15 protein-coding genes are annotated in these 15,817 nt (G+C 36.9%); 5 read left to right on the top strand and 10 right to left on the bottom strand.

The window, feature by feature from the left end:
- Positions 1 to 77 precede the first annotated feature (77 nt).
- On the top strand, positions 78 to 1,250 hold the full coding sequence (ilvA, locus tag ACN6MT_RS04580) for a threonine ammonia-lyase (protein ID WP_419956377.1): 1,173 nt from the start codon (positions 78 to 80) through the stop codon (positions 1,248 to 1,250).
- A 434-nt stretch (positions 1,251 to 1,684) separates the two neighbouring features.
- On the opposite strand, the gene ACN6MT_RS04575 is transcribed toward ilvA, so the two are convergent.
- The 5 genes from ACN6MT_RS04575 to ACN6MT_RS04555 all read right to left on the bottom strand — a co-directional run bounded on the left by ACN6MT_RS04575 (position 1,685) and on the right by ACN6MT_RS04555 (position 7,616).
- Entirely contained in the window at positions 1,685 to 2,620 is a 936-nt protein-coding gene (locus tag ACN6MT_RS04575; protein WP_419954903.1) for an ABC transporter ATP-binding protein, read from the bottom strand.
- Positions 2,620 to 3,672, bottom strand: coding sequence for an ABC transporter ATP-binding protein (locus ACN6MT_RS04570; RefSeq protein ID WP_419954902.1), 1,053 nt, complete (start codon positions 3,670 to 3,672; stop codon positions 2,620 to 2,622). The genes ACN6MT_RS04575 and ACN6MT_RS04570 overlap by 1 nt, the downstream gene beginning before the upstream one ends.
- A gap of 19 nt (positions 3,673 to 3,691) precedes the next feature.
- Positions 3,692 to 4,846 (bottom strand): oligopeptide ABC transporter permease, encoded by a 1,155-nt coding sequence (gene opp3C / locus ACN6MT_RS04565; RefSeq protein ID WP_063254011.1) that lies wholly within the window; start codon positions 4,844 to 4,846, stop codon positions 3,692 to 3,694.
- Positions 4,847 to 4,850: 4 nt separating this feature from the next.
- Positions 4,851 to 5,777: an oligopeptide ABC transporter permease gene (gene opp3b / locus ACN6MT_RS04560; RefSeq protein ID WP_063254009.1), complete on the bottom strand. Its 927-nt coding sequence runs from the start codon at positions 5,775 to 5,777 to the stop codon at positions 4,851 to 4,853.
- Positions 5,778 to 5,945: 168 nt separating this feature from the next.
- Positions 5,946 to 7,616 (bottom strand): peptide ABC transporter substrate-binding protein, encoded by a 1,671-nt coding sequence (locus ACN6MT_RS04555; RefSeq protein ID WP_419954901.1) that lies wholly within the window; start codon positions 7,614 to 7,616, stop codon positions 5,946 to 5,948.
- A 336-nt stretch (positions 7,617 to 7,952) separates the two neighbouring features.
- Between ACN6MT_RS04555 and ACN6MT_RS04550 the strand changes: the two genes are divergently transcribed.
- Positions 7,953 to 8,318 carry a DUF3899 domain-containing protein gene (locus ACN6MT_RS04550; protein WP_419954900.1) on the top strand — a complete coding sequence of 122 codons (366 nt, stop codon included), beginning with the start codon at positions 7,953 to 7,955 and terminating at the stop codon, positions 8,316 to 8,318.
- 62 nt (positions 8,319 to 8,380) lie between these two features.
- Positions 8,381 to 8,755, top strand: coding sequence for a VOC family protein (locus tag ACN6MT_RS04545; RefSeq protein WP_419954899.1), 375 nt, complete (start codon positions 8,381 to 8,383; stop codon positions 8,753 to 8,755).
- A gap of 60 nt (positions 8,756 to 8,815) precedes the next feature.
- Here the strand turns inward: ACN6MT_RS04545 and ACN6MT_RS04540 are convergent, their stop codons facing one another.
- The gene (locus tag ACN6MT_RS04540) at positions 8,816 to 8,956 is read right to left on the bottom strand and encodes a YrzI family small protein (protein ID WP_082799562.1); all 141 of its coding nucleotides are present in this window, start codon (positions 8,954 to 8,956) and stop codon (positions 8,816 to 8,818) included.
- 191 nt (positions 8,957 to 9,147) lie between these two features.
- Between ACN6MT_RS04540 and ACN6MT_RS04535 the strand changes: the two genes are divergently transcribed.
- The gene (locus tag ACN6MT_RS04535; RefSeq protein WP_419954898.1) at positions 9,148 to 10,143 is read left to right on the top strand and encodes a LysM peptidoglycan-binding domain-containing protein; all 996 of its coding nucleotides are present in this window, start codon (positions 9,148 to 9,150) and stop codon (positions 10,141 to 10,143) included.
- A gap of 496 nt (positions 10,144 to 10,639) precedes the next feature.
- Here the strand turns inward: ACN6MT_RS04535 and phaC are convergent, their stop codons facing one another.
- The 3 genes from phaC to ACN6MT_RS04520 form a co-directional block, all read right to left on the bottom strand.
- Positions 10,640 to 11,716 carry a class III poly(R)-hydroxyalkanoic acid synthase subunit PhaC gene (phaC, locus tag ACN6MT_RS04530; protein WP_419954897.1) on the bottom strand — a complete coding sequence of 359 codons (1,077 nt, stop codon included), beginning with the start codon at positions 11,714 to 11,716 and terminating at the stop codon, positions 10,640 to 10,642.
- Positions 11,717 to 11,795: 79 nt separating this feature from the next.
- Positions 11,796 to 12,539, bottom strand: a complete 744-nt coding sequence (locus tag ACN6MT_RS04525) for a 3-oxoacyl-ACP reductase (RefSeq protein ID WP_063254000.1) — start codon at positions 12,537 to 12,539, stop codon at positions 11,796 to 11,798.
- 63 nt (positions 12,540 to 12,602) lie between these two features.
- On the bottom strand, positions 12,603 to 13,007 hold the full coding sequence (locus ACN6MT_RS04520; protein WP_063253998.1) for a hypothetical protein: 405 nt from the start codon (positions 13,005 to 13,007) through the stop codon (positions 12,603 to 12,605).
- 327 nt (positions 13,008 to 13,334) lie between these two features.
- On the opposite strand from ACN6MT_RS04520, the gene ACN6MT_RS04515 reads away from it, so the two are divergent.
- The gene (locus ACN6MT_RS04515; RefSeq protein WP_419954896.1) at positions 13,335 to 14,999 is read left to right on the top strand and encodes a peptide ABC transporter substrate-binding protein; all 1,665 of its coding nucleotides are present in this window, start codon (positions 13,335 to 13,337) and stop codon (positions 14,997 to 14,999) included.
- A 77-nt stretch (positions 15,000 to 15,076) separates the two neighbouring features.
- Here ACN6MT_RS04515 and ACN6MT_RS04510 read toward each other — a convergent pair whose 3' ends face one another.
- Positions 15,077 to 15,805: a GntR family transcriptional regulator gene (locus ACN6MT_RS04510; protein ID WP_419954895.1), complete on the bottom strand. Its 729-nt coding sequence runs from the start codon at positions 15,803 to 15,805 to the stop codon at positions 15,077 to 15,079.
- Between the last annotated feature and the right edge of the window lie 12 nt (positions 15,806 to 15,817).

Below are 15,817 nucleotides of genomic sequence, written 5' to 3'. Positions count from 1 at the left end.
AACACAACCTAAGGAAAAGTATGTAAATAGGAGGAAGAGATGTGAATGTAGACGATATTATCATTGCTAGAGAGAAGATGAAGGGGATTGTCCATACAACGCCTCTGGATTACTCTAAAACCTTTAGTAAGTTAGCACATAATGAAGTGTATCTAAAACTGGAAAACCTCCAAAAAACGGGGTCCTTTAAAGCAAGAGGATCTTATAATAAACTCATTTCTCTTTCGCAGGAAGAGCTGCAAAAAGGTGTCGTAGCTGCCTCAGCAGGAAACCACGCACAGGGTGTTGCCTATTCAAGCCAAATGCTTGGTGTAGATTGTACGATTGTAATGCCTAAGGGTGCACCCCTAAGCAAGGTGCTGGCAACAAAACAATATGGAGCAGAGGTCCTTTTAGAAGGAGCTACATTTGATGATGCACTTGCCTATGCTTTGGAACTTAAAGAGCAGAGGAATGCAACCTTTATACATGCCTTTGACGATGAAGCCATTATTGCCGGACAAGGTACAGTAGGATTAGAGATACTGGACCAACTCCCAGACCTAGAAGCCATTATTTGCCCTGTAGGAGGCGGTGGGCTAATCGCAGGAGTTGCAATGGCAGTTAAGGAGAAAAAACCAAATATAGCCGTTTATGGCGTTCAGACGCAGGCATGTCCAAGCATGAAACAGTCATTAATCGAAAATAAACCTGTAATGGTAGACTCCACACCAACAATGGCAGATGGTATAGCAGTAAAAAAACCTGGCTTGAGACCTTTTGAAATCGTACAAAAATATGTGGATGATATTTATTGTGTTGATGAAATGGAAATAGCAAGAACGATGCTCATGCTTCTAGAGAGAAATAAGCTGTTAGTAGAAGGCTCTGGTGCTTGTTCATTATCATCACTTTTATATGAAAAGGTAAATTTGAAAGAAAAGAAGGTAGTGGCTGTTTTAAGCGGGGGAAATGTTGATATGAATTTTATATCAAGAATCATTGAACGCGGTTTGGTTGAGTCGGGACGATTTGCCACCTTTACAATCACCTTAAAGGATAAACCAGGTGAACTTCAAAAAGTGTTAACCTCTCTAACTGATCTAGATGCGAATATTCAATCCGTTAATCTCAACCGCATGGGCAAGGATATTTACCCTGGCTATGCAGGCTTAGAAATTTCTGTTGAAACAAAAAATAACGATCACATTGAAATGTTATATAAAGTTTTAAAAGAGAAAAATGCTAGTGTTGAAATGACCCATTTTTAGTCATAAGCATGAGTGTTGATATTTGGAATATTAAACATTTCAGTTCTCTCTGTATTGATACTTGTGTTGGTATAAGAATTAATAGGCGGAGATATTCCTGCTAATGTATGCTAGGGTGCCTAAAGTACGGATATAAGCGGAGATTTTCCGGTTAACTGCTTTAAATAAGACAGAATCCAAAGGTTTTAACCATATAAGCGGAAAAACTCCTCTTATTATTAAGGAAATATGGGTATTTCCCAATTTAGCCGGAATTCCTCCGTTTATTTTTCATTAGCAATGAATCAATATTTAATTATAACCAGAGCAAAACATAAATACCCTTTAGATCAACAAAAATAGACCCCCAAACATACAATTTGGAGGTCTTTTGATTATATTTATTTGTTGTTAACGAAACCCGTTAGATTCGTCAACACTCTTTTAAATGTTACTTATTTATTTTTTTGCTCATTTTGGTATCTTTCAAATTCCTTTGCCGTACAACGAACAAAGTGGCCTGGTGTAACTTCTCTAAGCTCAAACTCGCCATCCGTATCATGTACAGTCGGGTCATAGCTGATACGTTTACGTGTGCGCTCATATCTTGGATCTGGAAGAGGAATAGCAGATAACAAAGATTTTGTATAAGGATGAATTGGATTGTTATATAATTCATCACTTTCCGCTAATTCAACTAAGTTCCCCATATACATAACGCCGATTCGGTCTGAAATATACTTAACCATTGAAAGGTCATGAGCAATAAACAAGTACGTTAATCCACGTTCTTTTTGAAGCTTCTTAAGCAGGTTGACTACCTGTGCTTGAATAGACACATCCAATGCAGAGATAGGCTCATCGGCAATGATAAATTCAGGATCAACGGCTAGCGCTCTCGCAATACCGATTCTCTGTCTTTGCCCGCCGCTAAACTCATGTGGAAAACGAGTAGCATGCTCTCTATTTAGACCAACAGCTTCTAGTAATTCTTCAACCTTCGCTTTACGTTCTGCATCATTCTTTACTAATTTATGAACGTCTAGGCCCTCGGCAATGATATCCAATACCGTCATTCTAGGATTTAAAGAAGAAGACGGATCTTGGAAAATCATCTGCATTTTACGATTAAATTTAAGCAGTTGGGACTTATTTTTTTTACCGTGAACATCTTCACCAGCAAATTTAACCTCGCCGCCTGTTGCATCGTATAGTCGAATGATCGTTCTGCCTGTTGTGGACTTTCCACAACCGGACTCCCCAACTAGACCAAAGGTTTCACCTTTGTATACATCAAAGCTAACACCATCAACAGCCTTGATCGTATTCTTTTTTCCTACAGCAAAATGTTTCTGTAGGTTTTTTACTTCAAGCAACTTTTCTCTTGTCACTATTTTCCACCGCCTTTAGTGCCTGTTTGAGCAAATCCTTGCATCCTGTGCTTAACAGCATCAGGCGGCTCAATTTTAGGCGCATCTGGGTGCAGCAGCCAAGTAGCTGCATAATGTGTGTCTGAAACCTTAAACATTGGCGGTTCCATAACTGTATCAATTTCTAAAGCAAATTGATTTCTAGCTGCAAACGCGTCCCCAACAGGAGGAGTCAGCATGTTAGGCGGGCTTCCAGGAATAGCAAATAACTCTTCGTCGCTGCTATCCAATGTAGGCATGGAGCCTATCAATCCCCATGTATATGGGTGCTTAGGGTTGTAGAAAATATCATCTACTGTCCCAATTTCTACGATTTTTCCTGCATACATTACCGCAACACGGTCAGCAACGTTTGCTACAACACCAAGGTCATGGGTAATAAAGATAATCGCACTATCCGTTTTTTGTTGAATGCTCTTCATCAACTCTAAGATTTGAGCTTGAATCGTTACGTCAAGTGCAGTAGTTGGTTCATCTGCAATTAAAATTTTTGGATTACATGCCAATGCAATCGCTACAACCACACGCTGACGCATACCGCCAGAGAATTGGTGCGGATATTGATTAATACGTACATCCGGTCTTGGAATACCTACAAGCGTTAGAAGCTCAAGAGCTGTTTTTCTAGCTTCTTGTTTGTTCATATTTTGGTGTTTAATCAGACCTTCCATGATCTGATTTCCAATTTTCATTGTCGGATTTAGAGACGACATTGGATCTTGGAAAACCATCGAAATATCTTTCCCGCGAATTTTTTGCATTTCCTTGCTTGTTTTTTTGGCAAGGTCTACACCTTCAAGCAGGATTTGACCTTCTTTAATAAAACCATGCGGCTCAGGAAGGAGTCGCATAATTGCATTAGAGGTTACTGATTTTCCAGACCCAGACTCACCTACTATTGCCAATGTTTCACCCTTATTTAAATCAAAGGTAACACCTCGAACAGCATGCACTTCACCATTGTAGGTGTTAAATGATACTTTTAAATCTTTGACTTCTAATAATTTACTCATTTATTAAACACCTACCTTTCTATTTATGCATTTTCGGATCAAATGCATCTCTCAAGCCATCACCAACAATATTAAATGCAATCATAAGTACAGAAATTACAATTGCCGGGAACACAAGCATGTAAGGATAAAGTCTGAGGTTATCAAACCCAAGGTCAATTAAAGATCCAAGTGAAGCATCTGGAGGAACAATACCTAGTCCAATAAAGCTTAGGAATGCCTCAAAAAAGATCGCTCCTGGAACTGAGAACATCGTGTTAATAATGATAATACCACTGATATTTGGAACCAAATGTTTTCTAATGATCGTCCCATTAGATGTACCTAATGTTCTTGAAGCTAGGACAAACTCTTGGTTTTTCAGCTTTAATACTTCACCACGGACAATCCGTGACATACCAATCCAGCCAGTGATCGATAAAGCAATAACAATCGATATGATACCTGGCTTAAGAACGAGCATCATCAACAGGATAATAACTAGGTTAGGAATACCAACTAAGATTTCAGCAATACGCTGCATGACATTGTCGACTCTTCCGCCATAAAATCCGGAAATCCCGCCATAAGCGACTCCAATAACAAGGTCAAGCACTGCGGCAACAAAAGCGATGATTAAAGAAACCCGTGTACCTTCCCAAAGCCTTGTCCATTGGTCACGCCCTAAGGCATCACTGCCAAACCAAAAATATGTGTCTTTCATATCTTTCGCTTCATAAATATGATAGGTTGCTTTTACTTCGGCAGAATTTCTAGTGCCGTCACCTTTATTAATGACTTTAATATCAATAAACTCTTCTTTCCTATCAAATCTTGCATTCGCTTTAGCAGTAGCCTGCTGAACATCTTTACCTTGGAAGGTTCCAGATAATGTACCGTCCATACCAAGCCAAGAGACATTCTCTAAAACTGGTACACGCGGAGGCATTTTTGCCCTTTTTAAATCCTGTTCATCCGAACCAAAACTGTTCATCCAAGGACCAACAATACTCATGATAATAATAAACAGGATCAGAATCATACTAAAAACAGCAGGTTTATTATTGAAAAGTGTTCTTTTTGCATCTTGAAAAAACGTTCTGCTAGGAGTTGAAATTCTATCGCTCGTATCCTCTTTACGTACAAGAGGCACAAATAAATCTTTTGGTATATTATTTAGGTTATTTTTATCCATTTACTTATTTACCTCCTGCAAGTCTTATTCTAGGATCAATCAATCCGTAAAGGAGGTCAATGATTAAGATAATTACAATAAAGCCAAAGGCAAATAATAAAGTTGTACCCATAATCGTTGGGTAATCATTTACCATAACAGAAGTAACGAATTGCTCACCAATACCAGGAATCGCAAAAATTTGTTCAATAACCATTGAACCCGTCATCAAACCAACTGCCATTGGACCCAATACTGTAATTAACGGAATGAGTGCATTACGTAAACCATGCTTTAAAATAATTCCAGTTTCAGAAACACCTTTCGCACGAGCGGTAATGATGTAATTGGAATGTAACACTTCTACCATTTCAGTTCTTGTAAAACGTGCAGCTGTTGCCATCGGATGAATAGCCAAAGCGATCGTTGGCAAAATGGTATGGGCAGATGTGCCCCATAGAGCCACAGGGAACCAGCCTAATTTTACAGCAAATACATATTGTAGTAATCCTGCAAATACAAACGAAGGTATCGACGTCCCTATTACCGCAATAATAGTAGACGAAAAGTCAATCGGACTATTTCTGAATATAGAGGCTAATAATCCAAGGATTATTCCTAAAATAGAGCCTACCACCAATGCTTGAAAGCCCAATAGTGCAGATGGCCCGATTCTATCGATTAAGATAGTCGTAACAGGTGTATTATCAAATTTAAATGAAACTCCCAAATCACCTTTCACAAGTCCGCCAAGATATTTTGCATATTGAACGGGAATAGGTTCATTTAATCCATATTTTTCTAAAATAATCGCCTTTTGTTCTTCACTTAATTTATCTTCTGCCTGCAGAGGGCTACCTGGCAATATTTTCATAAGGAAGAACGAGAAAGTCGCAATAATAAATAATGTTATTAACATATACCATACGCGACGGAGTAAATATCGAGTCATGTTTGCACCTCCTAAATTTCTCTTTATTATATGTTATATCGATTCGATTATAAATTTTTGTTATAATCGGAATATTCATGTTCAGAAGCCGAAAGAGAGTATATGCATAAAATGCATACACTCCCTTCAATTTTTATAGTAAAACCTAAACTATTTTTTTACTGATTATTATTCTTCAGCACCTACGCTAGCCCATTTGTATTCGTAAGTTGCTCCGAATTGGTTTGTAAACACACCTTGAACTTTCGGAGAAACTAATAGAGCACCAGCTCTTTGATATACAGGAGCAATTGCTGCATCTTCAAATAAGATTTTTTCTGCTTTTAAGAAGTTTTCAAAACGCTTTTCTGGATCTAAAGCTAAAGTTGTTGCAGTTTCATTAATTAGCTTATCATATTCTGGGTTAGAGTAGCCCATTTGGTTGTTTCCTCCACCAGTTAACCAAAGATTCATGAAGGTATATGGATCAAGGAAGTCAGGTCCCCATCCAGCAAACTGCATGTCATAATCCATAGCTGTGTCTAATTCTAGACGTTGTTCAAATGGTACTTCTTTTAAAGTAACTTTTAAACCAGGCAGGTTAGTTGATAATTGGTTTGCAAGATATTGGTTCATCATTTTAGAAACTTCGTTGTCGCCGCCAAGGAATTCGATTTCTACTGTATCAGTTCCTAGTTCAGCTAAAGCTTTATCCCAGTATTTCTTTGCTTCTGCTTTATCAAATTTCATAAGATCTCCACTAACTTCGCGGAAGTCTTTACCATCTGGAGTTGGAACGAAATCTTTTGGCACTAAACCATTCGCAACGATAGAACCGTTGTTTAAGATTTCATCTACTAGTGCTTGCTTATCAAATGCTCTAGCAATTGCATTACGTACGTTTACGTTCTTAAGAGCTGGGTTTCTAGTTTGGTTCATCTTAATATAGAATACAGAATTATCTGGTTCTACTGTGTAATCATCATGAGTTGAGTATTGGTCAACTAGGTCAGAGGATAAACCAGCACGGTCAACTTCACCTTTTTCATATAAGTCAACAGCTGTTTGAGCTTCTTTAACTACTACATAAGTCATTTTTTCTAACTTAACAGTTTTTGCATCCCAGTAAGTAGGGTTCTTAACTAATTCCCACTGTTGAGCAGTACTAGTCCAGTTAGAGAACTTGAATGGTCCGTTAGATAATAATGTATCAGCGCTAGTTGCATATGTGTCGCCTTTTTCCGTAACAAACTTCTCATTTAATGGGAAGAAAGTTGGGAAAGTTGTTAATGATTCAAAATATGGAGTTGGGTTTTCAAGCTCAACAACTAGTTTGTAGTCGCCATCAGCTTTAACACCTAATTGATCTACAGGAACTTCACCTTTGTTAACAGCATTTGCGTTTTTGATAACGCCGCCCATCATGTATGGACCATATTCAGATCCTTGATTTGGGTCTACTGCACGACGCCAAGCAAATACGAAGTCGTTAGCTGTTACAGGGTCACCATTTTCCCATTTTGCATCTTCACGTAAAGTGAAAGTCCAAGTCTTACCGTCTTCACTTACTTCGTGCTTAGTAGCAATACCTTCAGTTGGCTGGCCTTTTTCATCAAGACGGTATAAACCTTCCATAATAGCAGCCGTGAATTGGATACCGTATTCATCTGTTACCATACCAGGGTCCATAGATGGAATAGTGTCACCATTAATAAAGTGTAATGTTTGTTCTACTTTTGGAGCATCTTCTGCTGGTTTCTTATCATCGTCAGCAGTTTTTTCCTTGTTGCCTGAACATGCTGCTAAGAACATGCTAAGTACAAGGCTTAGAGCTAAAAGCCATGCATACTTTTTCTTCATAAAAAAATGACCTCCTATTGTTTTATTTTTCTGTCAATTCGCTCTTAAAAAAGAAGCTAAAGAAATCATACTATTTTTCCACTACTCTTGTAAAGACTAAATATATTAAAGAGTCAAAAAATTATTATATCATTATAGATTACAATAACATTACAGTTGATACACCAATACTTCTTCATTAATTCACCATAAAAAAAATTATTCTAAAATTGGAATGCGTTTTCTTCGAAAAACGAAGAAAACAGCTAAAGTATACTTTCTATGCGTATTAGGTTAAAATACCTGTATTCTTTATTACATGTGTAAAATAATATTATAAAGATTAGGTGAAAGTAAATGTTAAAAAAGAAATGGAATTTTTTTATACTCAATCTTTTCATTACCCTTTTAATCTTTTTTATTTTTTCAAAAGACTATAATCTCCTGAACTTTATTAATGCTGTTTTCTATCTTAGCTTTTTTTATCTTATTGTCTTTTTATTTATGTACACGGCTAAAGGCGGTTTTTTTGATGGTGTTACTTTTGGTTTTAGAAGATTTAACACACTCATGTTTAAACGAAATGATTATTTAGAAGATTGGCGTAATAAACCACTGCCGTCAGAAAAGTTTAACGCTTCTCTCTATCAACGTCTTAAATTTCAAACGTCTTCCATGCTTGTCCTTCTCATCATTTTACTAGTCCTTTACTATACGATGTAAAATATGGTTATACTTAACTTGTCGGAAAATTAAGTATATCTTTTCTAAGGGAGAAATGCGCAATGGGGAAAGGTCAGATTGAAAAGGTTGGACAAATTGCGGTTCCAGTAACAGATTTAGACCGAGCAGTAAATTTTTATAAAGAGAAGATTGGGCTGCCGCTATTATTTACGTCAAACGGATTAGCATTTTTTAATTGTAATGGTATTCGTCTTCTATTAAGTGTCCCTGAGACCGAAGAATTTTCGTCAAGCTCCGTCATATACTTTCAAGTTGAAAATATTAAAGAGACATACGAGGATTTGCTTAGCAAACAGGTGCTCTTTATTGACGAACCACATCTCATTGCAAAAATGGGACAAACTGAAACCTGGATGGCATTTTTTAAGGATAGCGAAAATAATACTCATGCGCTCATGAGTGAATTTCAAGTTTAGATACGCACCGAAAGAGACCGGACAAATGTAACGGTCTCTTTCGATTTTTTAGGCCACCACTTAATACCTTCCCATAATTTGAAGATAACGATCCTTACTCTCTTGTATACGATCTTTAACCGCTTCGCTATGAATCGCCTCCTCAAGAGTGGGCTCATGTTTATTTATGCTGATGGTGAAAAAGAAGATCGTTAAGGTCATTGTTTATTCCTCCTTCTTTCACGTAATAGCTACCTACTTTATTTCGTTCTCATCTAGATAACGTTCGACAGAAGCCAAGTGTTGGCAATTATAAATAAATATCTGACTTTTTAAATCTCAGCTATTAAAAGTAGCATATTCTCATTGCTGTTCTGCACACTATACATAAAAGTAATAAAGGGGTAATAAAAATGAGGAAGAGACTTGTACTTGTTTTTGGAATCATTTCCAGTATGTTATTCCTAGTTGTTTCTCCTGCCCAAGCAGTCAGCGTTCATCCTAATCATATTCATGTGGTAAAAGCAGGGGACAGCCTCCCTGATATTGCGGACAAATATAGTATTTCAATAGAAGAATTAAAAGCAGCCAATGGCTTGCAATCTGATGTTTTGATTGCAGGGCAAAAGTTATGGGTACCGATAATATATGAAGTGAAGGCAGGGGATACATTATTAGATATTTCCTCTTCTTTTCATTCCTCGGTTGAGGCAATCAAAGCAATAAATGGACTAACCTCCGAGCAACTTTATTCAGGGCAGCTACTAAAAGTAACTCCTAAAAAAATGAACATGCAAGGTCAGCATATCCTTATGACAAAAGAGGAATTTAAAGATTGGCTTTTTAACACTCAAGTTAACAGAGAGATCCGTTTAATCCAGCAGCATCATACTTGGCTGCCTTCCTATCAACATTTCAATGGTTCTAACCATTTTCAAATGTTGATAGGGATGGAGAATCACCATAAGAAAACAATGGGTTGGAAAAACATTGCCCAAAATATCACAACATTTCCTGATGGAAAAGTGGCAGTTTCGAGACCGCTAAACATGATTCCTGATGGTACTATTGGTCCAAAAGCTAATTCTGTGGGGATTGCTATCGAACATGTAGGAAACTTTGATATAGGACATGATGTGATGACAAAGGCACAGCAGGATACGATTGTCTATATCAATGCATTGCTTTGTATTAAATTTGGTTTAACACCGTCCATCGACAGTATCACCTACCACCATTGGTGGCATATAAAAACGAAAGAACGAGTACTAGATGCAACAGCAAATTATAATGTAAAATCCTGTCCAGGTACTGGATTTTTTGGCGGCAATTCCACCGCAAGCGCGAAGACTTTTTTTTATCCGCTGATATCAGATAAGATCGAAGAGTTAGTAGAATCCATGCAATAACAAGGAAGAAAGTGACCTTCTCCTCTCATGGCGTCGAACAAAGATCTTTGTTCGTAACATTTTAGAAAAAGGCTCTGTTATTATTCATTGTTGATTTTCGTGGGTTGAAAATTCATAGGCGGAGAATTTCCGGATATTCTATATAGAGGAGCCTTTAGAAGCAGATATAGCGGAGATACTCCGGTTAATTGCTTTAAATAAGACTAATTCCAAGGATTTGGAGGCAATAAGTGGAAAAACTCCGCTTATTTTTAAGGAAATATGGGTATTTCCCAATTTAAATGGAAATTCTCCGCTTATTTTCCAAACACAATGAAATCAACATTAGGTTGTAACAGAGCCTAGAAAAAAAAACATTTTTCATCATTACTCTTGTCTACTTTCTGAAAATTTAATATAATTATCTTTACCACTATTTCTATCTTGTTATTATAATAAGGAAATAAAAGGAGTGCCCCAAGGACATCCTGGGACACTGCTCATTTACCGCAATTTATTAGTTAGACCGTTCTTCTAACCAGTCTGCAATCGTTGGATAGGTTATTTTTACAGCTTGGCTGCCAAATGTTATGGATGTATGCCCGACTGGTAAACATTTATATTGTTTATCATCGCTGGAAATGGCATTCATCAATGCTTCTACTTGGTGCGGCTGGGCGATAAGATCATTTTTACCTGCTAAATTAAGGACATTTGCCTTAATATTTTCAAGGTTTACCTTTTTCCCGCGAATCACCATTTCTCCTTTTATCAATTTGTTATTTTGATAAAAGTCTCTAATCCACTGACGATAGGCTTCACCTGGAAATTGAATGCCATCGTTAAGCCATTTTTGTAGTAATTTAAAGCTCATTATAAATTTCTCATTATCGGCACGTTCATAAAGACTAATAAATGGGCCAAAGTTCGTTGCCATCGGATTAATCATTTTGTTTCCAAAGTCAATCATTTCAGGCGGAATCACACCTAATGTATCTACTACTTTATCAATGTTAAAATAGCGTTCATCTAACATGGCACCATAAGACCCTGTATTTTCAAAATCAAAAGGGCTCGTCATAAAAATAAGATTGCGGATTGGCAACTCTGGGTGCAGAGCTGCAAATATAGACGTCATTGTCCCCCCCATACAGTATCCAAGGATTGAGACTTCATCCACATTGGACTTTCTCAGTACCTTACGAACTGCACGTGGTATATAATCCATAATGTAATCATCTAGCTTCATATTTCGATCTTCATAACCCGGTTCACCCCAGTCAAGTAGATAGACATCAAACCCGCGATTAACCAAATATTCTACTAAACTGCCGCCTTTTGTTAAATCTAATACATATGGTTTATTAATTAGGGCATAAACCAAAAGAAGAGGAATTTTATGTTTTTTTGGGCTTTCCGATATATACCGATAAAGCTTGGTTTTATTTCTAGTCCAAATAAGTTCTTTCGGTGTAGGTGCTACCTCCGGCTGGGCATCGGTCGTTAACACTTGATTTGCCCTTAATGCACGTTGAAACATCTCTTTATATTGTTGCGGTGTAAATTCGATCAACTCATTCCAATTTGTTGGCATAAGAACGCTAATGACAGTTCACTCCTTACATCATTTAATTACTCTATTAACATATTAAAAAATTTTCCCTTCATGACACTTACATGTAGAGACCACCGTTAATATTTAACTGTTGTCCAGTTATATAGTCACCATCTTTACATAGGAAAACAACCCCACGAGCAATTTCTTCCGGTTTACCTAGGCGCTTTTGAGGAACTTTTTCGACAATTCCTGCAAGCACTTTTTCAGGAATCGCTTGCACCATTTCCGTTCCAATAAATCCGGGGCAAATAGCATTAACAGTTACATTACTTTTAGCAAGTTCAAGAGCAAGGGATTTTGTGTACCCGATTAATCCTGCTTTTGCTGCAGCATAGTTGGTTTGTCCAAACCCTCCAGCTTGCCCAATAATGGATGAGATGTTAATAATGCGGCCAGCATCTGATTCAAGAAGATAAGGTAATGCTGCGGATGTATTGTTGTAAACACTGTTTAGATTTACATCAATTACTTTTCTCCAGTCTTCTTCATTCAACTTTTTAAACGTGCTGTCCCTTGTAATCCCTGCATTATTAATTAAAATATCTAACTTGCCATAATGCTTAATCGTTTCATGTACAAGGTATGAAGCTTCATTGCTTTCGGAAACATCCGCTTGAACCGCATAGGCCTCTCCGCCAAATTCATTTATTTCAGCGACAACTTTATCCGCTAACTCTTTACGGATATTATAATTGATGACAACCTTTGCACCATTTTTCGCCAGTTCCAATGCAATCGCTGCACCGATTCCCCTGCTGCCTCCTGTTACGATCGCTACTTTATCTCTTAAATCTGCCATTTTGCCCACCCTTTCTATTTATCGATTAGATTTCTTTTTTCCATGTAAATGAATAGCGTAATTCTACTTTGTTTCTTCTTTTGATTTTAATAAGATAAGAATTTGATTTAACTTATTATCTAAATTCTTCATGTCTTTTTTTAAATTCGACAATTCCTTACTAAAGGAACCCTGAATGGCTTCATTATCTAACTTCTCTTCTAATCTTTCTTCTAGATCATCAACCTTTGCATCCACATTCACAATCAAAGATGAAAGGTTAGCAATGTCATTACGAGTGGGTATGTTCATAAACTCTAGGTACTTCAATGTTGACTCATCAATCATTTTTTTAAATTGGAGATTCATCTCCAAAACTTGTCCCATCCCTTCAGAGGGGAAATCCTTGCTGATTTTTTCATCAAACAATTTACTGGTTTGTGAATAATAATCCTTCCACATTTCATAAAAGTTAAAGCCTTGATTCATGTTTTTTTCCTCCTTATTCTTCGTAGACGTATTCATCATACTAACTATATGGAGATAATTAAAGATTAAAAATTGAAAATTATCAAAATACTTTTCTTCTTTTATTGACAAAATTCCACTATTTTTGCATATACCAAAAATTAAACATTAGCGATAACAATTCAACAATTTTTGAAGTTAGTAGAAAGAAAGCTTAGTAAAAAACGCAGCAAAAGTCACCCAAAACTTTACAAGTAAACAAGTTAATAAGTATAATTAATATTAGAGTCTAAATTTTCAGTACATATATAATATTCAGACTCAAATTCTATTTAGGGGGAAAAACGAATGAAGGTCAAACATTGGTTATTGCTTTTAACATTTGGCTTGGTACTAAGTGTACTAGCTGCGTGTTCCGGCGATGAGCCCAAGGAACCTGCAGGGACAGATGTGAAAGAGGAGGAAAAAGGGGAAAAGGTCCTTAACTTTTTAAACCCAGAAGCTATTCCTTCAATGGATCCATCATTAGCTACAGATGAGTCTTCCTTTATCTATTTAGCTGCAACAATGGAAGGTTTATATCGACTAGATGAAAAAACACAAACTACACCAGGGATCGCTACCGAGCATAAGGTAAGTGAAGATGGTCTAACTTGGACCTTTACTTTACGCGAGGATGCAAAATGGTCCAATGGTGACCCAGTAACCGCCCATGACTTTGTATACTCATGGCAGCGTGCCGTTGATCCAAAGACAGCATCTGAATATGGGCCGTATATGATGAACGGAGTAATCAAAAATGCTGAGAAAGTTAACAAAGGTGAAGCAACTGTTGATCAATTAGGAGTTAAAGCTGATGGCGATTATACACTAGTTGTTGAATTAGAAAATCCAACACCATACTTTGAAACATTAACGACATTTGGAACATTCCTTCCATTAAACAAAAAGTTTGTGGAAGAAAAAGGCGATAGTTTTGCCACTAGTTCAGAAAACTTATTGGCAAATGGTCCTTACACTATGAACAACTGGACTAGTACTAGTGATTCATGGGATTTGGTAAAGAACAAAGATTATTGGGATAATAAAACAGTTAAAATGGATAAATTAACCTTCAAAGTTGTTAAAGATCCACAAACAGCTCTAGACTTATATGAAGAAGGTACTGTTGATCGAATGGATTTAACCTCTGATCTTGTTGACCAATACTCAACAAATGATGATTATGTGGTATCAGCTGATACATTTGTGTATTTCTTAAAGTTTAATCAAACAAAATCTGAAGCATTAGCCAATAAAAATATTCGTGCAGCACTCAGCAGAGCTTTTGACAAGGAAGCTTTAGTAGGAGAAATTTTAAATAACGGCTCTATCGCTGCAAACGGCTTGGTTCCAAAAGACTTTACACCAATGCCTAAAACAGGTGACGATTTCCGAAAAGTAAGTGGAGATCTTGTCACGTATGATCTTGAGAAAGCAAAGGAGTTCTGGGCAAAGGGATTAGAAGAGCTGGGTACTGACTCCGTTGAACTCGAGTTTCTTGCAGATGATGACAAAACAACTAAAAACTTAGTTGAATACGTTGCAAACCAACTCTCAACAAATTTAGAAGGATTAAAGATTAACATCAAACAAATTCCAAAAAAGCAGCGTCTTGATTTAGATAAATCTATGGAATATCAACTTCAGCTTACAAGATGGGGCCCTGACTTCCTTGATCCATTTACTTACATGAACTTGTTTATTACAGATGGCGGAAACAATATGACTGGATATTCAAGCGCAGAATATGACAAATTAGTTAGTGAAACAGCTACAAAATTTGCTACGGATAATGACGCACGTTATGAAAACTTCTTAAAAGCTGAAAAATTGCTATTTGAAGATGCGGTAATTGCTCCTGTATACCAGGCCTCTAGAGCACAATTGGTTTCTCCAAAAGTCCAAGGAGTGTTCGTGAACCCATTTGGTGCAACATACGAATATAAGTGGGCAGATGTAGGGGAAGAGTAAAATCTCCTTACGATATAAAAAAAGAGGGAGAAATGTCAATTGGCATTTCTCCCTCTCTTTTATCTAATTAAATTTTATTATCTTGCCCGATGAACCGTCAAATTGACTTTACTTGTCTCACACATAAAAGTAGAGAGATGTACAGGTTCGTCATTAGCATTAAATGCAATTTTTAAGATTCTAAAAAGATTGGCTCCAATATCACATTCTAGTAATTTCGCATAGTCATTTGTCGCACCAATAACATCAATAATCTTATCATTACTAACTATTTCAGTCTGATACTCTTCAGAAAGGACTTTATAAGTTGATTCGTTCCCTGCGATTTTCTTTTCTAAATCTGGAAACCGAATTAATGAATAATGCGCGATATCGTAGAAAAGAGGACGGTCATTTACATACATAAGCCGTTCAAGTGCTAGAACAGGACTACCTTCATCAATTAATAGGTGCTTCGCAACATCTTCAGGTGCAGGAATAACCTCACTTCGTAAAATTCGAGAATTAGGTATCATACCCAACTGATGGCTAAATTCTGAAAATCCGCTTACAGATAGTAATTCATTATGGAACTTTTTTGATGTAACAAAGGTGCCTCTACGGGGAATTCGTGTCAGGGCTCCTTCCTTTACCAATTCCTCAATGGCCTTACGTATCGTAATACGGCTTACGTTATAGATTTCACAAAGTTCTGCTTCAGTTGGAATCTGCTCGTCCGGTTTATATTTTCCAGTTTGGATATCATTCTTCAACATTTGCCTAACTTGCATGTATAATGGCTGTGGGGTTGAAGGATTTAAACTCATACTAAATCCATC

The sequence above is a fragment of the Neobacillus niacini genome (genome assembly GCF_048572935.1).
GTDB lineage: Bacteria > Bacillota > Bacilli > Bacillales > Cytobacillaceae > Neobacillus > Neobacillus niacini.
The sequence above is the reverse complement of the archived record's forward strand: the minus strand, read 5'-3'. Positions and strand labels throughout refer to the sequence as shown.

What these genes read in the sequence shown, in the direction of transcription:
- ilvA (WP_419956377.1), top strand. Translation starts at nt 78, where the DNA reads ATGAAGGGGATTGTCCATACAACGCCTCTGGATTACTCTAAAACCTTT.
- ACN6MT_RS04570 (WP_419954902.1), bottom strand. Translation starts at nt 3,672, where the DNA reads ATGAGTAAATTATTAGAAGTCAAAGATTTAAAAGTATCATTTAACACC.
- opp3C (WP_063254011.1), bottom strand. Translation starts at nt 4,846, where the DNA reads ATGGATAAAAATAACCTAAATAATATACCAAAAGATTTATTTGTGCCT.
- opp3b (WP_063254009.1), bottom strand. Translation starts at nt 5,777, where the DNA reads ATGACTCGATATTTACTCCGTCGCGTATGGTATATGTTAATAACATTA.
- ACN6MT_RS04555 (WP_419954901.1), bottom strand. Translation starts at nt 7,616, where the DNA reads ATGAAGAAAAAGTATGCATGGCTTTTAGCTCTAAGCCTTGTACTTAGC.
- ACN6MT_RS04550 (WP_419954900.1), top strand. Translation starts at nt 7,953, where the DNA reads ATGTTAAAAAAGAAATGGAATTTTTTTATACTCAATCTTTTCATTACC.
- ACN6MT_RS04545 (WP_419954899.1), top strand. Translation starts at nt 8,381, where the DNA reads ATGGGGAAAGGTCAGATTGAAAAGGTTGGACAAATTGCGGTTCCAGTA.
- ACN6MT_RS04540 (WP_082799562.1), bottom strand. Translation starts at nt 8,956, where the DNA reads ATGACCTTAACGATCTTCTTTTTCACCATCAGCATAAATAAACATGAG.
- ACN6MT_RS04535 (WP_419954898.1), top strand. Translation starts at nt 9,148, where the DNA reads ATGAGGAAGAGACTTGTACTTGTTTTTGGAATCATTTCCAGTATGTTA.
- phaC (WP_419954897.1), bottom strand. Translation starts at nt 11,716, where the DNA reads ATGCCAACAAATTGGAATGAGTTGATCGAATTTACACCGCAACAATAT.
- ACN6MT_RS04525 (WP_063254000.1), bottom strand. Translation starts at nt 12,539, where the DNA reads ATGGCAGATTTAAGAGATAAAGTAGCGATCGTAACAGGAGGCAGCAGG.
- ACN6MT_RS04520 (WP_063253998.1), bottom strand. Translation starts at nt 13,007, where the DNA reads ATGAATCAAGGCTTTAACTTTTATGAAATGTGGAAGGATTATTATTCA.
- ACN6MT_RS04515 (WP_419954896.1), top strand. Translation starts at nt 13,335, where the DNA reads ATGAAGGTCAAACATTGGTTATTGCTTTTAACATTTGGCTTGGTACTA.
- ACN6MT_RS04510 (WP_419954895.1), bottom strand. Translation starts at nt 15,805, where the DNA reads ATGAGTTTAAATCCTTCAACCCCACAGCCATTATACATGCAAGTTAGG.